Annotated in this window: 17 protein-coding genes and 1 pseudogene; 10 read left to right on the top strand and 8 right to left on the bottom strand. The window is 66.8% G+C overall.

Features of this window, described 5'->3' with window-relative positions; all coding sequences use genetic code 11:
- Nucleotides 1-60 precede the first annotated feature (60 nt).
- The 3 genes from gdhA to ACSVDM_RS18790 all read right to left on the bottom strand — a co-directional run bounded on the left by gdhA (nt 61) and on the right by ACSVDM_RS18790 (nt 2,569).
- Nucleotides 61-1,410: an NADP-specific glutamate dehydrogenase gene (gene gdhA, locus ACSVDM_RS18800; protein WP_439266619.1), complete on the bottom strand. Its 1,350-nt coding sequence runs from the start codon at nt 1,408-1,410 to the stop codon at nt 61-63.
- 129 nt (nt 1,411-1,539) lie between these two features.
- Entirely contained in the window at nt 1,540-1,824 is a 285-nt protein-coding gene (locus ACSVDM_RS18795; protein ID WP_157104912.1) for a hypothetical protein, read from the bottom strand.
- A gap of 118 nt (nt 1,825-1,942) precedes the next feature.
- Entirely contained in the window at nt 1,943-2,569 is a 627-nt protein-coding gene (locus ACSVDM_RS18790; RefSeq protein WP_439266617.1) for a TetR/AcrR family transcriptional regulator, read from the bottom strand.
- Between the two features lie 106 nt (nt 2,570-2,675).
- Between ACSVDM_RS18790 and ACSVDM_RS18785 the strand changes: the two genes are divergently transcribed.
- The gene (locus tag ACSVDM_RS18785; RefSeq protein WP_439266616.1) at nt 2,676-4,598 is read left to right on the top strand and encodes an acyl-CoA dehydrogenase family protein; all 1,923 of its coding nucleotides are present in this window, start codon (nt 2,676-2,678) and stop codon (nt 4,596-4,598) included.
- A gap of 22 nt (nt 4,599-4,620) precedes the next feature.
- On the opposite strand, the gene ACSVDM_RS18780 is transcribed toward ACSVDM_RS18785, so the two are convergent.
- From ACSVDM_RS18780 to ACSVDM_RS18765, 4 genes are all read right to left on the bottom strand, one after another.
- Entirely contained in the window at nt 4,621-5,214 is a 594-nt protein-coding gene (locus tag ACSVDM_RS18780; RefSeq protein WP_439266614.1) for a TetR/AcrR family transcriptional regulator, read from the bottom strand.
- Between the two features lie 97 nt (nt 5,215-5,311).
- Entirely contained in the window at nt 5,312-6,166 is an 855-nt protein-coding gene (locus ACSVDM_RS18775; RefSeq protein ID WP_439266613.1) for an alpha/beta fold hydrolase, read from the bottom strand.
- 26 nt (nt 6,167-6,192) lie between these two features.
- Nucleotides 6,193-7,188 carry an NADP-dependent oxidoreductase gene (locus ACSVDM_RS18770; protein WP_439266610.1) on the bottom strand — a complete coding sequence of 332 codons (996 nt, stop codon included), beginning with the start codon at nt 7,186-7,188 and terminating at the stop codon, nt 6,193-6,195.
- A gap of 97 nt (nt 7,189-7,285) precedes the next feature.
- Nucleotides 7,286-8,788, bottom strand: coding sequence for an endoglycoceramidase I (locus tag ACSVDM_RS18765; RefSeq protein ID WP_439266608.1), 1,503 nt, complete (start codon nt 8,786-8,788; stop codon nt 7,286-7,288).
- Between the two features lie 254 nt (nt 8,789-9,042).
- On the opposite strand from ACSVDM_RS18765, the gene ACSVDM_RS18760 reads away from it, so the two are divergent.
- The 3 genes from ACSVDM_RS18760 to ACSVDM_RS18750 all read left to right on the top strand — a co-directional run bounded on the left by ACSVDM_RS18760 (nt 9,043) and on the right by ACSVDM_RS18750 (nt 11,285).
- A complete protein-coding gene (locus ACSVDM_RS18760; RefSeq protein ID WP_439266606.1) occupies nt 9,043-9,672 on the top strand; it encodes a TetR/AcrR family transcriptional regulator in 630 nt (209 codons plus the stop codon).
- Nucleotides 9,673-9,879: 207 nt separating this feature from the next.
- Entirely contained in the window at nt 9,880-10,590 is a 711-nt protein-coding gene (locus tag ACSVDM_RS18755) for an SDR family oxidoreductase (protein WP_439266710.1), read from the top strand.
- Between the two features lie 74 nt (nt 10,591-10,664).
- Nucleotides 10,665-11,285, top strand: a complete 621-nt coding sequence (locus ACSVDM_RS18750) for a DUF1345 domain-containing protein (RefSeq protein ID WP_439266604.1) — start codon at nt 10,665-10,667, stop codon at nt 11,283-11,285.
- A 7-nt stretch (nt 11,286-11,292) separates the two neighbouring features.
- Here the strand turns inward: ACSVDM_RS18750 and ACSVDM_RS18745 are convergent, their stop codons facing one another.
- On the bottom strand, nt 11,293-12,912 hold the full coding sequence (locus tag ACSVDM_RS18745) for a PHA/PHB synthase family protein (RefSeq protein WP_439266603.1): 1,620 nt from the start codon (nt 12,910-12,912) through the stop codon (nt 11,293-11,295).
- Nucleotides 12,913-13,357: 445 nt separating this feature from the next.
- Between ACSVDM_RS18745 and ACSVDM_RS18740 the strand changes: the two genes are divergently transcribed.
- The 6 genes and pseudogenes from ACSVDM_RS18740 to ACSVDM_RS18715 all read left to right on the top strand — a co-directional run bounded on the left by ACSVDM_RS18740 (nt 13,358) and on the right by ACSVDM_RS18715 (nt 18,640).
- Nucleotides 13,358-14,569 (top strand): PucR family transcriptional regulator, encoded by a 1,212-nt coding sequence (locus tag ACSVDM_RS18740; protein WP_439266601.1) that lies wholly within the window; start codon nt 13,358-13,360, stop codon nt 14,567-14,569.
- Nucleotides 14,570-14,591: 22 nt separating this feature from the next.
- Nucleotides 14,592-15,404 (top strand): poly(3-hydroxyalkanoate) depolymerase, encoded by an 813-nt coding sequence (gene phaZ / locus ACSVDM_RS18735; RefSeq protein ID WP_439266600.1) that lies wholly within the window; start codon nt 14,592-14,594, stop codon nt 15,402-15,404.
- 161 nt (nt 15,405-15,565) lie between these two features.
- On the top strand, nt 15,566-16,243 hold the full coding sequence (locus ACSVDM_RS18730) for an MspA family porin (protein WP_439266598.1): 678 nt from the start codon (nt 15,566-15,568) through the stop codon (nt 16,241-16,243).
- Between the two features lie 71 nt (nt 16,244-16,314).
- Nucleotides 16,315-16,980, top strand: coding sequence for an MspA family porin (locus tag ACSVDM_RS18725; protein WP_439266596.1), 666 nt, complete (start codon nt 16,315-16,317; stop codon nt 16,978-16,980).
- A 197-nt stretch (nt 16,981-17,177) separates the two neighbouring features.
- Nucleotides 17,178-17,354: pseudogene (locus ACSVDM_RS18720) on the top strand (acyl-CoA dehydrogenase family protein); the annotation flags it as partial.
- 113 nt (nt 17,355-17,467) lie between these two features.
- Nucleotides 17,468-18,640, top strand: coding sequence for an acyl-CoA dehydrogenase family protein (locus ACSVDM_RS18715; protein ID WP_439266594.1), 1,173 nt, complete (start codon nt 17,468-17,470; stop codon nt 18,638-18,640).
- Nucleotides 18,641-18,661 lie beyond the last annotated feature (21 nt).

Here is an 18,661-nt window from a genome sequence, read left to right as displayed (position 1 = left end):
CGAGAATTCGCACCAGCCCCCACAATTGGGGGCGGCGCGGTGTTCGCCGGGAGGTAGCGCTCAGATGACGCCGAGTGCCAGCATCGCGTCGGCGACCTGGATGAAGCCACCGATATTGGCGCCTGCTTGATAGTTGCCCGGTACGCCGTATTCGTCGGCGGTGGCCAGGCAGCGATCGTGGATGCCGCGCATGATCTCGGCCAGGCGCTCCTCGGTGTGCTCGAAGCTCCACGAGTCGCGCGAGGCGTTCTGCTGCATCTCGAGCGCGCTGGTCGCGACACCGCCCGCGTTGGCCGCCTTGCCGGGCGCGAAGATCACCCCCGCCTCGTTGAACAACCGCACCGCCTCCGGCCTGCACGGCATATTGGCGCCCTCGGCGACAATGCGGCAGCCGTTCGCGACGAGTTTGCCCGCGGCGGCGCCGTCGAGTTCGTTCTGGGTCGCGCACGGCAGCGCGATATCGCAGGGCACCTCCCACAGTGAACCGCCCGCGACGAATTGTGCGGCACCGCCACGTTTTTCGGCGTAGTCGGCGATCCGGCCGCGCTGTACTTCCTTGATCTGCTTGAGCAGTTCGAGATCGATGCCCTGCTCGTCGACGACGTAACCGCTGGAATCGGAGCAGGCCACCACGATGCCGCCGAGCTGGTGGACCTTCTCGATCGCGTAGATCGCGACGTTGCCCGAACCCGACACCACCACTTTCTGGCCTTCCATGGACCGGCCTGCGGCGGAGAGGATTTCGTCGACGAAGAAGACCGCTCCGTAGCCGGTGGCTTCCCGGCGCACCTGCGAACCGCCCCAGGTCAGGCCCTTGCCGGTGAGTACCCCGGACTCGTATCGGTTGGTGATGCGCTTGTACTGGCCGAACAGGTAGCCGATTTCGCGGCCACCCACTCCGGTGTCGCCGGCGGGGACGTCGGTGTGTTCACCGAGATGCCGGTAGAGCTCGGTCATGAATGCCTGACAGAACCGCATCACCTCGCCCTCCGAGCGGCCCTTCGGGTCGAAGTCCGAGCCGCCCTTACCGCCACCGATGGGAAGTCCGGTGAGCGAGTTCTTGAAGATCTGCTCGAACCCCAGGAACTTCACGATGCCCAGATAGACCGAGGGATGGAAGCGGAGCCCGCCCTTGTACGGGCCGAGCGCGGAATTGAACTCCACCCGGAAGCCACGATTGATCTGCACGGTGCCGGAATCGTCGACCCACGGCACCCGGAAGATGATCTGCCGTTCGGGCTCGCACAAACGACGGATCACCGCGGCGTCCGCGTACTGCGGGTGTTTGGCGACGACGGGACCGAGACTGTCGAGAACCTCGTGTACTGCCTGGTGGAATTCGGATTCCCCGGGATTGCGGCGCAGTACCTCGTCGTAGATGCCGCTCAGCTTCGCGTCCAGGACAGCCACCCGTGGACTCCTTGTCGTCGTCGTTGCCACCGTGGCCGGACGACATACGCGCACACGGCCATTTCCTCACAGGCTAGCCGGGTGGGTCGTGAGGTCCCGACCGCGCGTACGCCGCGCGGGCGGCGGCGGTCAACGGCGTCGGCGCGCACGGCTCCCGAAGAGGTTGCCCAGCCGCGACTTTCGGCCGTCCGTGCGTGAGCGCAGGGCGGCATCGGCGAGGTCGGCGAGATCCTCGGCCAGTGCCCGTGCCTCCGCGGTCACATCACGACGGGCTCCGTCGGCGACGCGGCCGATGCCGCGCCCGCGGACGGTGGCGGCCGCCCGGGCTTCCTGGGCGAACTCGGTGACCGTGCGCAGGTCCTTTCGCACCTGCTCGCGCCACGCACTGACCGAATCTGTGTAACGAGACCCCATGGTCCGCCCTGCCTGTCATATTTGAGTGAACAGTTGTGCACCGACACGCTCAGAGTATCCGGTAACGCTGGTACCGGCAACCGTCATGCCGGGCTGGTGCGGGAGGGTCTGAGCCGCCTTATGCGCTGCGCATCGCGCGGTAGACCGCCGAGCCGACGAAAGCGCCCAGATCATCCGGATTCCACTCGTCCGGGTTGGTGAACAGGGTCCGGACCGCACTTTCCGCCGCCGAGACCCACAGCTCCACCAGCGCGGGGAGTTTGCGCTCGGCGTCCTCGACACCCCAGGCGTGCAAGGTCGGGCGCAGCAGCGCCGTGCAGCGTTCGACGGCCAGCCGCCGGCCGCGCCCGAAGGAACCGGCGACCGCGGGATCGGGATTGCCGTAGATCAGCCGCCAGGCATCGGGGCGTTCGGACGCCTTGTGCAGCAGGGCGCGGAACCCCTCGACGAAGACTGTCTCGTCGGCGTTCGTGGTGCGCGGCGGCAATAGGTCGAGCACACCGGAGATCAGGAAGCTCTCCTCGCGCTGGATCAGTGCGTCGATCAGTTCGACCCGGTCCGGGAAGCAGGCGTAGACCACCGGGCGGGTCACCTTCATGTAATCGGCGACCGCGCCCATCGTGACCGCCGCGACGCCGTGGTCCGCGGCGATGGCCAGCGCCGCGTCGAGCACCTGGGGTCTGCGCCGCTCGGGGCCGAGATGCGCGGCCCGCCCTCGCCGCTGCACTGCCGTCTCGCTACCCATGCGCACACAATAGCAACCCGCCCACTATTCCTACATCGCTGTATGAAAATGCTACAGTACTGAATGAACCGTCCGACCGTGCCGGACGCCCGCAGGAGGAGCCGTGATGCCCCGAGATCTCTTCAACCCGAACACCGCCGACTTCGCGCAGTTCGACCCGGAGACGCGCAGGTTGCTGCGCGCGACGGTCGACTGGTTCGAGTCGCGGGGCAAGACCAGGCTGCTCGACGACGACCGGGCCCGCGTCTGGCCGTCGGAGTTCCTCGATTTCGTGAAGAAGGAGCGCTTGTTCGCGACCTTCCTCACCCCGGCGGCCGAGGCGGGCGGTGACCCGAACAAGCGCTGGGACACCGCGCGCAACGCCATGTTGAGCCAGATCTTCGGCTTCTACGGCATGACCTACTGGTACATCTGGCAGGTCACCATCCTTGGTCTCGGGCCGATCTGGCAGAGCGACAACACCGTCGCCAAGCAGAAGGCGGCCGCGCAACTCGAGGTCGGAGAGATCTTCGCGTTCGGCCTGTCGGAGAAGGAACACGGCGCCGACGTGTACTCCACCGACATGATCGTCGACCCCCAGCCCGACGGCGGATACACCGCGACCGGCGGCAAGTACTACATCGGCAACGGCAACCTGGCCTCGATGGTCTCGGTATTCGGCCGTCGCTCGGACAAGCCGATCATCGACAGTGCCGCGGCCATGCGGGGTAAACCGACGCAGGAGGATTACGAGGGGTACCTCTTCTTCGTCGCGGACTCCCAGCACGAGGCGTACAAGCTGCGCAAGAACGTCGTCGACAGCCAGATCTATGTCGCCGCGTTCGAGCTCGAGAACTATCCCGTCGCCGAGGAAGACATCCTGCACCGCGGGGAGGACGCCTTCCACGCGGCGATGAACACGGTCAACGTGGGCAAGTTCAACCTCGGCTTCGGCGCGATCGGCGCCTGCGAGCACTCCTTCTACGAGGCGATCGACCACGCCGAGAACCGGATTCTGTTCGGGCACCGAGTCACCGAGTTCCCGCAGGTCCGAGCCCTGATCGCCGATTCCTACGCGCGGATCGCCGCGATGAAGCTCTACAGCGCTCGCGCGGTGGACTACATGCGTTCGGCCTCACCCGAGGACCGGCGCTACCTGCTGTTCAACGCCATCGAGAAGATGTCGGTGACGCGCCAGGGACAGCGCGTGATCGAGGACCTCGCCGATGTGATCGCCGCGCGCGGGTTCGAGAACGACATGTACTTTCCGGTCGCGATGACGGCCATGTTCGGGCTCCCGAGGCTGGAGGGCACCGTCCACGTCAACATGGCACTGTCGCTGAAGTTCATGGCCAACTACATGTTCCACCCGGCCGATGCCGGTCTGGCCGCAATGCGATCGCTGCCCGGTGTCGCGGTGGCGCCCACGGTCGCCACCCGCGCCGCCGCCGGTGCGCTGTCATGGACGAGTCGCAAACTCACTCCGCGTCTCGGCTCGATCGTGAAACCGCTCGGCGCCGAATTGGCTTGCGCCGCTTACGAACCGGTACCGACACGGCACGACGCCGCCGACGACGAGTTCCTGTTCCGGCAGGGACCGAGCAGTGGCCTCGGCCGGATCCGCTTCGCCGACTGGCGTCCGGTCTTCGAGAGCTTCCGTGACGTGCCGAATGTCGCGGTGTTCCTCGAGCAGGTCCTCGCGCTGCAGGCACTGCTCGCGGTCGCCGCTCCGACGCCGTCGCAGCAGAAAGACGTCGACTTCCTGTTCGCCTTCGGTGAGCTGTTCACGGCGGTGCCCTACGCGCAGCTGGTACTGGAGCAGGCGGTGATCGAGGGCACCGACCCCGCGGTCATCGACCAGATCTTCGACGGCTTCGTCCGCGGCTTCTCCACGAACGCCCTTGCCCTGCACAACAAGCCGACCGCCACCACGGTCCAGCAGCGCCGAGCACTCGACCTGGTGCGCCGCCCCGCCTTCGACAAGGCCCGCTTCGAGCGTGTGCTCGGCAAGGCGCGCGGACTGGCCGGGACCTACGAGATGAAGGCCTGACCCGGCGCGAGTGGGCTCGATGTCACCGCTGCAGCAGGACCCGGACCTGGTCTCTGATCTGCTGCACGATGTCCTCGGTCGAGGTGGTGATGTTGACGGTCGCCGCCATGCTGAGGAACATGATCGCGGAAACGATGTGGGCGAGGGCTGCGGCGTCGGTGGGGGTGATGCGCTGGTCTCGCCGGAGCACGTCGGCGACCGCCGATTCGGTCTGCAACGTCAGGGCGAGCGCGTCGCGATGATGGGGCTCCTCGGAGTCGCCGAAGACCATCTCTCGCAGATAGGTTCGTCCGTTGTCGATCTGTTTGCGGTTGCACTCGACGATGCCGCGGACGATCGCCATGATCGCGTCGAGGGCGTCGGGGAGGTGTTCGGCCGCCGCGACGCCCTGTGCGAGAGCCTCGGCGTAGCCGGCGTTCTGCACGAGCAGCAGGAGTTCGCCCTTGTTCTTGACGTAGAGGAACAGGGTGCCCGCGCCGATGTCGGCCTTGTCGGCGATCTCCTGGGTGGTGACTTCGTCGACGCCGCGCTCGGCGAACAGGTCACGGGCGGCGGCGGTGATCCGCTCGAGCTTCTGCTGTTTGTTTCGCTCGCGCCTGCCGGCTTGGGGTGACACCTTCGGTCCTTCGTTGCTGGGTGAATCGACTCACGACGAGGCTATCGTGCCCATCCTGCGAGCGGATCCGGCGCCGCCGCATCGGGTGCCGGGGAATCTATCGGGCGAGGAATTCGGCTGCGGCGGTGGCGAATTCGTCGTGGAACTGGAAGATCCCGCCGTGCCCGGAGCCGGGGTAGATGATCAGCTCGCTGTCGGGGATGCGCCGGTGCAGGTCCTCGGACAGGACCGAGGGCACCATCCGGTCGTTGTCGCCGTTGGCGATGAGAGTCGGCTGGGTGATCGTGGTGAGGTCGTCGGGGGAGGACAGCCCCCACTTCTTGATCGCCTTCAACTGTGTGCGCAATGTCGGCACGGTGACGGGTGTATCGCGGTCGGTGGTGCGTTCCGCGAGCCGCCGGATGAACGCCCGCCCGGCCGCCTTGCCGTCGGTGTCGCGGTTGAAGAACAGGAACTCTTTGGGATCGGCGCGGGTCGCGGTGGCACGCAGGATGTCGCGGTAGGTGACGCCGCCGACCTTGTCGATGCCTTTGCCGCCCCTGGGTCCGGTGCCGGTGAGGACGAGTTTGCGCACCAGCGCAGGGTGTTTGCGCACCAGGTCCTGGGCGACGAAACCGCCGAGCGAGAAGGCGAAGACGTCGATCTCGTCGAAGCCGAGCGCGGTGACGAAGGTGTAGGCGTCGTCGGCCATCGCCTCGACACTGTCGGGCACCCGGCCGGAGGACGCCCCGACACCGCGATTGTCGAAGGTGACGACGTGGTGCTGCCGAGCCAGGGGATCGATGATCCTGGGGTCCCAGTTGTCGAGGTTCGCCGCGAGATGGACGAAGAAGACAACCGGCACACCACCTTTCGGTCCCAGCTCACGGTAGGCGTAGGTCACCCCGCCCGCGGTGGCGGTGCGGGTCGGTGCGTCCTTGTAGGAGGTGATGACGTTCCCGTGCGTGCTCATGACGGTCCGCTTTCTGGTTCGGTGGGTCAGGGGATGGTGATGACGGACTTGCCGCGGGTGCCCCGGTCTTGCAGAGACCGCAGTGCTTGCTCGGTGCGGTCGAAGTCGAAGACCCTGGTGACGACCGGGCGTAGGACGCCGTCGTCGACCAGGGCGGCGATGTGGCGCAGCTGGGCGCCGTCGGCCCGCATGAAGAGGAACTCGTAATTCACGCCGAGCCGCGCGGCCCGGCGGCGGATCCCGCGACTGAGTGCGGCGACCGCCAGGCGGAGTACGAGGTTCGCGCCCAGCCGGCGGGCGAACGCCGGGTCGGGTGGTCCGGCGATCCCGATCGCCGTGCCGCCGGGGCGCAGCACCCGCAGCGACTTCTCCAAATTCTGGCCGCCGAGGCTGTCGAGGACCACGTCGTATCCGTCGAGTACCTGTTCGAAGTCCTGCTCGCGGTAGTCGATCACCACGTCGGCGCCCAGCTCCCGTGCGAATTCGACATTGCCGGTGCTGACGGTGGTGGCGACCGTGGCGCCGAGGTGCTTGGCGAGCTGGATCGCGATCGACCCGACTCCACCCGCACCGGCATGGATGAGGACCCGTTGCCCCGGTCCGAGATCGCCCCGTTCCACCAGCGCTTGCCATGCGGTCAAGGCCACCAGCGGCAGCGCGGCGGCTTCCTCGAAACCGACCGAGGACGGCTTGCGCGCCAGATCGGTTTCGGCCACCGCGATGCGTTCGGCGAACGTGCCGATCCGGTCCTTGTCGGGCCGGGCGAACACCTCGTCACCGGCCCTGAACTCCCGCACCTTCGGTCCGACGCCGATCACCGTCCCGGCGAGATCGTTGCCGAGGACCAGCGGCAGTTTGTACGGCAGGATCCGCTTGAACTCGCCCGCCCGGATCTTCTCGTCGAGGCTGTTGAGCCCGGCGGCGTGGATCTGGACCAGCACATCGTGATCGCCCATCACCGGCTCGGCGACGTCCGCCTCGCGCAGAGGCTCCTTGTACCGGTCGACCACGAACGCTCGCATAGTGCGTTTCCCTTCTACTGAGTCCACTCAATAATGAGCGCACTCAGTAGTGAAGTCAAGGGCAGCCGGAGGGGCCAGGGGCGGCCGGCAGCCGGCTTCAGCCCGCCGAACCGGTGAACGGCCAGGGGATACCCGAGCCGGTGCCCGATCCGGTCGACAGCTCGGCGCCGTCGGAGCCCGGACGATGGATGCGGACGGTGACGGGGGCCGTGCCGTCGGCCTCCACGGTGACGACACGATCGCCTGTCGGCGAGGTGACGCGACCGTTGGCGACCTCGACTTCGTACCCGTCCGGATAGGCCAGGTCGGAGACATAGATCTCGGTGGGCGCCGACGCGGCTCGTGGTCGGAACCGGTACGCGAAATCACCGTTGCCGGAGTCGTAGATCAGTGCCTCGGGCGTCCCCGCGGTGGCACGTGGGTAGGTGCGCACCAGTTCGCGGCCCAGGTCACCGCGGAACGGATCGCCGTCACCGGCGCTGTAATGCCAGTAGTGCCAGCCGACGAACCGTTCGTCGGCGCGAATCGTGGTGTTGCGCAACACCGTCGGGTCGCCGTCACCGAATTCGGTGATCATGGTCGGGATATCGGTGCGAGCGGTGAACGAATCGATGTTGGACCAGGTCTTGTCCTGCTGCACCGGACACGCCGCGCGCAGGTCCTCCGGCAGGTCGAGGTAGATGGCGAGCTGACTCGGGATGCAGTAGTCGTGCGGGGCGAACACGATGTCGGAGCTGGTGATCGGCGGATTCTTGCCGAGATGGCTCGGCATCGTCTCGTTCCAGGTGACATTGGGCTCCCAGAACACCGGCACCGTGGCATTGCGGGCCCGGACGGCATCGGTCAGTCGCTGCAGGGCGCGCTGATAGGTGGCGTCGAAGCCGGGGCAGCCGTCGGGAAAACAGGTGAGAAACGGTGTGCCCGGCCAGGGTTCGTTGAGCAGCTCGATGCCGAGCACGCCCGAGCGGCCGTTCATCCGTTCGGCCAGCGCGCCGAGCGCGGTGCCGAGGTGGTCGAGGACGCCGTGGGTGTTGTTCCACACTTCGTCCCAGCCGAGGTTCATGCTCGGCATGAGGTAGTACAGCGGAAAACCGGGGTTGGGTTCGTCGGGGTGCGGCCGAGCCCGGATGGACCAGGCGGGAAAGCCGTTGCCGCCCCAGACGTTCGACAGTCCGTCCTGGTGATTGTCGAGCAGGGTGTAGATGCCGTGCGCGGCCAAGGTGTCCACGACGTCTTCGACGCGATCGAGGTAGGCGGTGTCGATCACGCCCTCGGTCGGCATCAAGCCCTCGAACGACACGCCGAGGCGAACCGTGTTGAACCCGTGCCGGGCGAGCATCGCCGCGGACTCGTCGGTGAGGGTGAAATTGTCGCCGGGCATCAGGAAGGGTGCGTGCTTGTCGACATTGTTCACTCCGTGCAGCAGCACGGTGCGGCCGAATCCGTCGACCAGCTCGGCGCCCTCGGCACGCAGCGGTGTCAGCTCCGAACCAGGTTGCGCCGCGACCGGAGCGCTCCCGGCCACGCCGATTCCGGCGACCAGCGCGACCGTTGTCATCCACCGCACGGCCCGTCCACCGCGTCTTGCTGTCTCGATCATCCGCGTCCCTCGACTCCCGCAGTTGGTCGCACGCCCATTTGAACGTTTGACCAGTTCTGTTGGCGAGTGAACATAGCGGGTGACTATCGGAGTGGTCAAGGTAACACCGGTGAAAACGCTTGAAGCGGAGTCGATCTCAGGTGGGGGACCGAGTCCTGTGGTTGCGCGCAGGACGGTTTCGAGGCGGCATGGCACGCCGGTCTGGCCGATCAGGTAGGTGCGGACCGGTGGGGTAGCGGTTACGATCTGGAATCGTGTTCGATAAATCGGCGGTGCGCAAAGCATCCGCTCGACCGGCCCCGGTGCAGCGCCGCGGAGTCGAGCGGGTACAGGCCATCCTCGAGGCGGCTGAAACGCTGCTGCGGGAGCAGGGGTACGAGGCCGCCACGTTGAAGGCGATCAGTGAACGGACCGGCATCCCGCTGGCCTCGATGTACCACTACTTCGCTGATCGCAACCACGTGGATGTCGAGCTGGTGCGCCGGCACGCGGAGCGATTGGACAGCCGTATCGCCGACGCGCTCGAGCATGCGGCCCCGGGGAGTCCGGGCCAGGCCGTCGGCGGAATCGTCGATATTCTGGTCGGGTACTGCCGGGAGTTCCCCGACTTCGTCGAACTCTGGTACTTCGGGCGCTCCCCGGCGATCGGCGAGGTGGCCAAGGCCTTCGACGCGGAACTGGCCGAGCGGTTCCGGCGCTACCTGATCGACCGGAACTTCCTCGACGCCGATACTCCCCAGCTCGCCGTCGAGCTCGCTTTCGAAGCCGGTAGCCGACTGTTCGACGTGGCATTCCGTCGGTCGGCGGGGGGTGACGAGTCCACCATCGCCGAGTTGAAGCGACTGGTCACGGCATACCTCGGCACCTACGCGCCGCAGGACTGATCACGGCGGCCGCAAGTCTGAGATCGGCCTTATCGCCGGTTGACAGCGCAGCGACTCGCTCCTAAACTCGAATTAGATTCGACTTCGATAACGAGGCGAAGTGGGATCACCGCGATGCAGGCTCCTGCTCGGTGCAACGGCGCACCGGGAAGGCCGACGATGTCCGTGGAGAGTCTGCCCGCACATTCACCCGACGAGCAGACAGTGATGGTGGCCGAGGTGAGCCGATTCGATTTCTCCGGCCGGACGGCCGTCATCACCGGTGGCATGCGGGGAATCGCTCTGGCCGCGGCACAGTCGATTTCCCGAGCAGGCGGCAATGTCGTGCTGGCCTTACCCGGTCGGGACGCCGCGAACGCGGCCGCGGCCGCAGTCGGAGGCAACGCCGTCGGCGTGGCCGTCGGTGCCGTCGACCAGGAAGCAGCGCAACGATGTGTGGAATCGGTGATCGACCGTTTCGGTAGCGTCGACATCCTGGTCAACACGTCGGGCACCGACCATGCCCGCGGCCGGCTCGTCGATCAGGACTACCTGAGATTCACCAAAACCCTCGGCGTGAACCTGTGGGCGCCGATCCTGTGGACCTCACTCGTGGCGCGCGCGTGGATGAGCGAGCACGGCGGCGTAGTGATCAACACGGTCGGTGGGGCGGACTCCGGCCTGTACAGCGCGGCGCATGCCGCACTGATCCATGTCACCGGACAATTGGCGGCCGAGCTCTCACCGACCGTCCGGGTCAACGCCGTCGCGCTCGGCGGTGGACTCGCCGGGGCGACCACGGCACCGGCACCGTCCGGCGAGACGGACGACACCGGCGAAATCATCGCCCACCTCGCCTCGGACGCGCAGCGATGGGTGACGGGCGAGACCTTGATCGTCGACAGAGGCGCGTCGACCGGCCTCGTCCGCGCACTCTGAACATACGATGCGGCAGGGCGGGTCGGCACTGCCACGCACGGCCTCCCTCCAGTCGGAGTGAAGGAGTCGTCCCTGTGCACAGCCCGAGGGTGATCGCGAGCCGGGTCCTCGAGGCGGGCCTGGTGGTGCTCGGCGTTGCCGCGCTGTGGGCCGGTGAGCCGCGCGGATGGTTGCTCGGCTGGGGGCTTCTCGCCGCTGTGTACATCGGTGCGTGGCTGGTTCTGTTGCTGCGGAACCGCCACGCCGACGACCCCGCCGAGTGGATGGACGCGATCCCCGACAGCTGGACGGCACTCGTCTTGACAGTGGTCACGAGCACCGTCGGCTTGGCCACGGTGCTCTCGATCGTCGCAGGCGACGCGGGCGACGACCACGCGGTGCCCACCGACATCATCGCTGTCGTTGTGGCCCTGCTGGCCTGGTTCCTGCTGCACCTCGGCTTCGCCGAACAGTACGCCCGCACCTACCATCGGCGGCTCCCGGAAGAACCGCTGTCGTTCCCCGACACTCCGCGCCCGAATCTGCTGGACTTCGCCTATTTCTCCTTCACCATCGGTGTCTCGTTCGCGGTCTCCGACGTCAACACCCGAACCCGGTCCATCCGGGCGCAAGTGCTGCTCCACTCGGTGATCGGATTCTTCTACAACGTCGCGGTGATCGGCGTCGCGGTCGACGTGGTGAAAGGAGGATGGTGAACCGGGGTCAGTCGGACAAGACGTAAGTGCCGGGCGCGACGCCGAGCGGCCGGAACTCGGCGCTGCCGAGCATGGCCGAGGCGGGTTTGTCCGGCCCGGAACGATCGCCGAGCCACGCGGCGTAGTCGGGCCACCACGACCCCTGCACGGTCGCCGCCGCGCCGCGCCAGTCCGCGGGATCGAGCGAGGTGTCCTCGGACACCTGGTAATTGGATTTGCGGTTGCCGGGCGGGTTGACCAGCGCGGCGATGTGACCGTTGGTAGACAGGACGAAACGCACCTTGCCGCCGAGCAGTTGGGCACTGCGGTAGCAATTGGCCCAGGGGCAGATGTGGTCCGCCGAGCCGGCTACGACATAGGAGTCGACGGTGATCTCGTTCAGTTCGATGGGGGTGCCGAGCACCGTGACCGCGCCCGCGGTGGCCAGCTTGTTGTGCAGTGCGGCTTCGATGAAGTCACGATGCAGCGCGGCGGGCATCCGGGTGGTGTCGGCGTTCCAGAAGAGGATGTCGAACTTGGGCGGGGTCTTCCCTTGCAGATAGTTGTTGACCCAGTAGTTCCAGACCAGATCGGACGGTCGCAACCAGGCGAAGACTTCGGCGAGAGCGCGGCCGTCCAGGTATCCCTTGTGCTGCGACCGGGCGATCGCGGCACGAGCGACACTTTCGTCGATGAGTGAGCCCGCCACGCCTCCCCGGTGCTGGTCGATCATGGTGACCAGCAGATTGAGGCTGGCGAGTTTGCCGAGACCGCCGGTCCGCGCGCGGTGCGCGGCCGCCATGCAGGCGATCAGGCCACCCGAGCAGGCCGCCATCGTGTGCACGGATCCGGCACCCGCGATCCGGTCGACCACACCGAACGCCTCGATCACGGCTTCGGCATAGGCGTCGATACCCCAATCACGATGGCGTTCATCGGGATTGCGCCACGAGATCATGAACACCTGCTGGCCTTGTCGGACGAGGTACTCGACCAGGCTGCGGCCGGGCGCCAGATCGAGGACGTAGTACTTGTTGATGGTCGGTGGAACGATCAGCAGCGGCACCGCTCGCACGGTCTCGGTCTGCGGCAGATACTGGATCAGCTCGAACATCTCTGTCCGGTACACGACCGCGCCGGGGGTGATGCCGAGATCGACACCCACCCTGAACGCGTCCGGCTCGACCATCGCGGGGATCCGGGGCGAGCCGGCGAAGTCCCGCAGCAGATTGCGCGGCCCCGAGACCGCGTTGGCGCCTCTGGTGGCGAAGAACGTCTTCCACGCGACGGGGCTGATCAGTGGATTGTTGCTCGGCGCGGCGGCTTCGAGGATGTTCGAGAGGACGAACTTCATCCGCTGGGCATCGCGCCACTCCAGCGGCGCGTCCTCGAGGAGCCCCTCGGCCAGTTCGTCCGCGGCCAGATAGGCCTGCACGACGCGCTTCAGCAGCGGGTTCTGCGACCACTCCGGGTCACTGAAGCGCCGGTCTTTCGGCTGCGGTGCGAGCTGCGATGTGCCCATGACGATCCGGCCGAGTTCGTCGACGAGTGCCCCGACCCTGCGCGTGACCCGGTCGGGGCGTTTGGCCAGCGCATCGAGGAACCGAACCCCCGATTCGCCGGGCAGCCACCGGTTCACGGGCCGCAATGCGGCCTCGCTCAGCAGCTGATCGAGGGGTGCGACGAACTCCGGGGTCTCACTCGTCGTCCGGCGCTCAGGCGAATCGACGGCCGCGTGTTCGGCATTTTCCTTGGGTTTCGTACCGGAATTGATGATGGCGTCTCCACTCCTGTCGGCCGCGCGGGCACAGTCCGCGCAGCGGGTGTCTGGTCGCTCCCGCGTCGATCTGCTTGCCAGATCTGGTGCGGTGGCCGACGACCGAGAGGAGGGTCTTGTCGCTATCCGGTGGCGAACGCACGATGACCCGCATCTCAGTGCGGCCACCGTGCCGAACGCGTGCTCACAGATTCGCGCATCGGGCCGGTCCCAGCCAATGTCGGCGCCGACATCAGATCCGGCGCGACTGTGTCGGCACGCACACTCTGCTCTGCCGGATGCGATGTGCCCCGCGGGCCGTGGATAACCTGTCGAGGTGCCTACTTCGAGTCTCGCTCAGCCGGTGGCCGAACTCGCCGCCGACCTGCTCGAGCAGATCGATACGCTGGCCGACCAGCTGCTCGTCCGGATTCTCGAGCAGATCGAGCTCTATCGCACGGCGAGCATCGTCGACCGGGACGAATTGCGAGCCTCGCTGATAGCCAATATGAATCAGATCCTCGAACGGTTGAGTGGTGAACGCGGGGTCGACCTCTCGGCTCCGCGCGACATCGGTCGCGCCCGGGCCGCACAGGACATGCCGCTGCCGGAGGTGTTGCGCGCCTATCGCCTCGGCTTCGCGTTCGTGTGGGAGCGATTGCTGGCCGCCGCGCGCGACTCGGGGCGCAAGTCGGTGGACGCGCTGCTCGATACCGCCACGGCGATCTGGGAGCTGGCCGACGACTTCTCCCTCGCGCTGACCGAGTCGTACCGGCAGGCGATGAGCGAACGCATGATCGAGGCGGACCGCAGACGATCCGGCATCATCTCGGCGATCCTCGACGGACCGGCTTCCGGTTCGCTCAGTGCCTGGGAAGTCGCGAAGCTTCTCGACTTGCCTTACGAGGGAACCTTTCTCGTGGTCGTTGCGGAGGTGACCGGCGCGCATTCCGCGGCCCTGCCGCAGCTCGAGGACCGCCTCCGGCGGCTCGATGTCGGGTCGGCGTGGCGATCCCAGCCGCAACACGAGATCGGCGTGCTCTCACTGGGCAACAGCCGTGACCCGCAGGTGGTGCTCGCCGAGGTCGCGCAGGTGGCCCTCGGACGTGTCGGAGTGAGTCCGGTGTTCCACCGCCTCGACGGGGCCGCCCGGGCATTGCGGCTGGCCCAGGTCGCCCTCGAAACGCTGTCGCCCGGCACCAAGGGCATCCGCGGGCTCGACGACGAGCCGCATATCGATCTCCTCGTGCGCGACCGGGAGACGACTCGCCGATTCGTGGTGCGCGTGCTGCACGGTGTACTCGCCCTGCCCGACTACGACCGCACGACGCTGCTGGCCACCGCGACCGCGTGGATCGACGCGCGTGGCTCGGCGGCCAAGGCGGGCCGGGAACTCTACTGCCATCCCAACACGGTTCGGCAACGTATCCGCCGCCTCGAGGATCGTCTCGGCGGCTCGCTCGACGACCCGCGGGTGCTGAGCGATCTCACCATCGCGCTGCAGGCGATCCGCGCGTTCCCGGAGCTCGGCAACCGACTCGACTCCTGAGTCCCAACCTGAAGGAGGTCGCGTGGCCGAGGTCGAGACCGTTCGGGAATTGCGGATCAACGGGCGACGATGGCGTGTCGCGGTGCGCGCGGGGCAGGGGCGCCCACTGCTGATGTGCAACGGCATCGGGGCGAGGCTCGAGCTGCTCGAGCCCTTCCTCGACCGGCTCGACCCGGCGATCCCGGTGATCCGGTTCGATGTGCCCGGTATCGGCGGTTCCGAAATGCCGCGCCTGCCTTACAATTTCGCGACTCTGGCCTGCGCGCTCGGCGATGTCCTCGATGAACTCGGCTATCCGGAGACCGACGTGCTCGGCATCTCGTGGGGTGGTGGTCTCGCGCAGCAATTCGCCTTCCAGAACCCCCGGCGATGCCGACGCCTGGTGCTCGTCGCCACGGCGACCGGCATGCTGATGGTTCCGGCGCATCCCCGGGTGCTGAGCAAGATGATCACCCCGCGCCGGTACCGCGATCGCGCCTACGCGGCCGCGATCGCCGCGACGATCTACGGGGGCCGCCTGCGTGCGGAACCCGCGCTCGCCCAGGAGATCCTGCATCACCATGCGGGTCGCGCTCCCGGTCCGGGTTACGCGCTGCAGCTGCTCGCGGGCGCAGGCTGGACCAGCCTGCCGTTCCTGCCGCTGATCCGCCAGCCCACGCTGATCCTCGCCGGCGACGACGACCCCATCGTGCCGGTGATCAACGCGAAAACCATGCACCGGCTGATGCCCGACTCGGCCCTGCACATCTACCCCGACGGCCATCTCGGGCTCGTCACCCGCGCCGACGACCTCGGACCGCGCGTCGCCGAGTTCCTCCGCCCCGACCCCGAGTAGATACGACCCGGATAATTTTCGCAACAACTGTTGTGTGAACTCATAGTTCTCACTACAGTGATGCACGCCACCTCGACCCGGAAAGCGGTCGACGGTATTTCCGGCAGCCCCATTTCTGAAATGGCTGGCGGTCCAGCACGTGCAAAGGAGATTTGATCATCATGATTTCTCGTTGGACTCGGGTCCGAACCGGTCGCTGTGCCGCAGTCGCCGGACTGTCCGGAATCGGTGTGGTAGCTATCGGTGTGCTGATGCCGACCGCGGCGACCGCGGATATGTTCGTGCCGCTGCCGGACGGGTCGAAGGCGGGCCCGGGAGTGACGCTGACCCGCACCGGCGAACACGCGATCGTCTCGCCTTCCATGGCGGCCAATGGCGCTGGACGGGTGGTCTGGGTCTCGGGTAACGCGATCGCCGATGTCACCGCGACACCGGAGGGTGAAGTAGGCCCGACGAATGGTCCCGCCGGTATTCCGGGCAGCAACAATTCCTCCACGCACGGCGCATCGCAGCTGAACACGGGGTATCTGGTCGGTTGCCAGGTGAGCATCGCCGACGACGCGATCGGTGCCGGGGTGTCGGGTGGCATCTCCACCGGTGGCGTGAGCGCGGGCGGCTCGATCGGGGTGAATCTCGGTCCGGGCGAGGTGAAATTCGTCCAGATCGATTACAAGGACATTCCGCGGCCGGGTCGATACTCGGTGGAATATCAGGACGCCGAGATCGAGATACAAGGCTGTGCGGGGTACGCCCAGGCCCGCGCCTACACGGTGGTCGAGATCATCGGTGACCACTATTCGAAGACAACTCTTTACGGTGCGCCGTTCAGTATCGGCTGAACCCCGTTTCTCGCCTCCGACTACCCGTCTTTCTTTCGCGTCCGCGAAACCGAATCCGAAGGTGTACCCCCATGTTCAACCGAAAGAATCTCGCGCGCACCAGCTTCGGTGCTGTCGCCGCCCTGGCGCTCGGCCTGCTCGCCACCACGCCCGCCGGTGCCGACACATTCGTGCCGCTCCCGGGCGGTGAGATGGTCAAGACCCTCTCCGACGGCACCGTGGTCACGGTCCGGCTCGTCGGCGAATCCGCCAACATCAATCCATCGCTCGGGTCGACCCCGGCGCACCGTAACGCCTGGGTTTCGGGCACGGCCCAGGTGGAACTCGCCGGTGCCGGCGCGGGCGCCTACGGGCTCATCATTCCCGGTTACACCGTTGGCTGCCAGGTCAATATCGCTGGTGGGGGTGCCGGCGGGGGCGTCGAAGGCGCCTCGGACTGGGAGGGCAACGCCAGTCTCGGTGCCAATACCAGCGGCGAGTTGTCGCTCGGGCCGGGGCAGGCGAAGTCCTTCTACATCCTCGACCGGGAAAAGGCCGACGACTTCGGCAACGAGTCGCACAAGGTCTACAACGAATTCACCGGGGGCGCAGGCTCGGTCGCCTGGGCCGATCAGACCATCGGCCTGACCGGCTGTGGCGGCTACGCCCAGGCCAGAGCCTTCGTCAGTGTCGAAATCGTCACCGACAGCGTCACCAGTTGGGTAACGCTGTGGGGGCAGCCGTTCAGCCTCGGCTGACCCGGCCCCGGCTTGACGCCTGTCGAATCGCTGTAGCACCATGAGGTGAACAAGCGCTTAGTTACTAGGAGGCTCGACGTGACCACTGTGTCTGCGCGCAGTACGCCGCTCGGGCTGTTCGGCATCGACGAGATGCTCGACGACGAGCGCGACATCCAGACGACCGTGCGCGAGTTCGCCCGCGAACACCTCCGCCTGCCCGCGTCGGCATCGTGTTCGGTGCGCTCGGCGCCGCCCGCGACAGCCTGGAGGCCGCCCTCGAATACGCGCGAACCCGCGAGGTATTCGATCGCTCGCTGGCGAGCTTTCCGCTGACTCAGGCAAAGCCGGCCGACATGACACTCGAACTCGGCAAGGGAATGCTGCTCGCGCTCACCGGTATCGGTGCCTTCCACTGATCGTTTCTCCCGCAAGAAATCTGGAGGTAAATCATGACGCAGTTCACGATCGCTTCGCCGGGTGCCGGCGAGGGAAGCCGGTGCGCGCGATGAAATTGGCTTTGACCGCCGACGAGACCGCCTTTCGCGACAAACTGCGGGAATTCTTCCGGACGGAGATTCCCGCGGAGGTTCGCGAGAAGGTGCGGCAGGGGGAGGAGCTGACCAAAGCGGAGGTCGTGGCCTGCCAGCAGACGCTCAACGCGCACGGGCTGGCGGTGCCGAACTGGCCGGTGGAGTGGGGTGGTCAGCAGTGGTCGGCGACGCAACGCCACATCTGGCACGACGAGATGCAGCTGGCCTCGGTTCCCGAACCGCTGACCTTCAACGTGAACATGGTCGGTCCGGTGATCGCCACCTTCGGTTCCCAGGAACTCAAGCAGCGCTTCCTGCCGCCGACGGCGAATCTCGACATCTGGTGGTGTCAGGGCTTTTCCGAGCCCGAGGCCGGATCCGACCTCGCCTCGCTGCGCACCACCGCGGTGCGTGACGGTGACAGTTATGTCGTCAACGGCCAGAAGACCTGGACGACGATGGGCCAGTGGGCGGACTGGATCTTCTGCCTGGTCCGCACCGACCCGAACGCGAAGAAGCAGGCGGGGATCTCGTTCCTGCTCATCGAGTTGACCTCGCCCGGCATCACGGTCCGGCCGATCGAGTTGATCGACGGCGGCTTCGAGGTCAACGAGGTGTTCTTCGACAATGTACGGGTGCCCGCCGACCAGCTCGTCGGCGAGGAGAACCAGGGCTGGACCTACGCCAAGTTCCTGCTCGGCAACGAGCGCACCGGCATCACCGCGGTCGGGCGGACGAAGGTGGCCCTCGCGCTGGCCAAGGAGCGTGCCGCGCAGACGAAGACGGCGGGCGGCACGCTGCTGGCGGATCCGTTGTTCGCCGCACGGCTGGCAGAACTCGAAAACCAGCTGCTGGCACTGGAATTGACGCTCCTGCGGGTGGTGTCGGGTTCCGCCGACGGTAAGCCGAACCCGGCGTCGTCGGTGTTGAAGCTGCGCGGCACCGAGTTGCAGCAGGCGGCGACGGAGCTGCTGGTGGATATCGCCGGGCCGGACTCGCTCCCGTTCGACGCGGGCGCGCAGATCGCGAGTCCGCAATGGGCGCAGCGCAGCACCGCCACCTACCTCAACTACCGCAAGACGTCCATCTACGGAGGGTCCAACGAGGTGCAGCGCAGCATCATCGCCTCGACCATCCTTGGTCTCTGAACACAGATTGTGAGTCGATCC

The sequence above is a fragment of the Nocardia sp. JW2 genome (genome assembly GCF_051843015.1).
GTDB classification, from domain to species: Bacteria; Actinomycetota; Actinomycetes; order Mycobacteriales; family Mycobacteriaceae; genus Nocardia; species Nocardia coubleae.
This window is presented reverse-complemented; position numbering and strand designations above follow the sequence as displayed.

Coding starts and splice junctions, on each gene's coding strand:
- ACSVDM_RS18795 (WP_157104912.1), bottom strand. CDS start 1,824: ATGGGGTCTCGTTACACAGATTCGGTCAGTGCGTGGCGCGAGCAGGTG.
- ACSVDM_RS18790 (WP_439266617.1), bottom strand. CDS start 2,569: ATGGGTAGCGAGACGGCAGTGCAGCGGCGAGGGCGGGCCGCGCATCTC.
- ACSVDM_RS18785 (WP_439266616.1), top strand. CDS start 2,676: ATGCCCCGAGATCTCTTCAACCCGAACACCGCCGACTTCGCGCAGTTC.
- ACSVDM_RS18775 (WP_439266613.1), bottom strand. CDS start 6,166: ATGAGCACGCACGGGAACGTCATCACCTCCTACAAGGACGCACCGACC.
- ACSVDM_RS18770 (WP_439266610.1), bottom strand. CDS start 7,188: ATGCGAGCGTTCGTGGTCGACCGGTACAAGGAGCCTCTGCGCGAGGCG.
- ACSVDM_RS18765 (WP_439266608.1), bottom strand. CDS start 8,788: ATGATCGAGACAGCAAGACGCGGTGGACGGGCCGTGCGGTGGATGACA.
- ACSVDM_RS18755 (WP_439266710.1), top strand. CDS start 9,880: ATGGTGGCCGAGGTGAGCCGATTCGATTTCTCCGGCCGGACGGCCGTC.
- ACSVDM_RS18730 (WP_439266598.1), top strand. CDS start 15,566: ATGATTTCTCGTTGGACTCGGGTCCGAACCGGTCGCTGTGCCGCAGTC.
- ACSVDM_RS18725 (WP_439266596.1), top strand. CDS start 16,315: ATGTTCAACCGAAAGAATCTCGCGCGCACCAGCTTCGGTGCTGTCGCC.
- ACSVDM_RS18715 (WP_439266594.1), top strand. CDS start 17,468: ATGAAATTGGCTTTGACCGCCGACGAGACCGCCTTTCGCGACAAACTG.